Here is a 403-nt window from a genome sequence, read left to right as displayed (position 1 = left end):
GGAAAAGATAAGCGCTGAAAGCATCTAAGCGCGAAACTTGCCTCGAGATGAGTCTTCCCTGGGCCTTTAAGGTCCCTGAAGGAACGTTTAAGACTAAGACGTTGATAGGCTGGGTGTGTAAGTGCAGCGATGCATTGAGCTAACCAGTACTAATGATCCGTGAGGCTTAACCTTACAACACCGAAGGTGTTTTAGAGAGTGTTTTTGATTTTCAGCGAAGTTCTTAGATTGGTTCTGGTGGTTACGCAAGTAACGGCCGAGAATGAAACAGAATTTGCCTGGCGGCAATAGCGCGGTGGTCCCACCTGACCCCATGCCGAACTCAGAAGTGAAACGCCGTAGCGCCGATGGTAGTGTGGGGTCTCCCCATGCGAGAGTAGGACACTGCCAGGCATCAAATAAA

The 403-nt window shown here is 49.6% G+C and carries 2 rRNA genes; both read left to right on the top strand.

The features are described 5' to 3' along the window. A 23S ribosomal RNA gene (locus V2S86_RS25375) occupies window positions 1-174 on the top strand; the annotation flags it as partial. 103 nt (window positions 175-277) lie between these two features. Continuing rightward, a 5S ribosomal RNA gene (gene rrf, locus V2S86_RS25370) occupies window positions 278-393 on the top strand. The last annotated feature ends 10 nt before the right edge of the window (window positions 394-403 follow it).

It is taken from the genome of Serratia sp. C2(1) (genome assembly GCF_036352655.1).
Lineage (GTDB): Bacteria > Pseudomonadota > Gammaproteobacteria > Enterobacterales > Enterobacteriaceae > Serratia > Serratia inhibens.
Note: the sequence above shows the minus strand (reverse complement) of the source record. Positions and strands in the feature narration are given on the sequence as shown.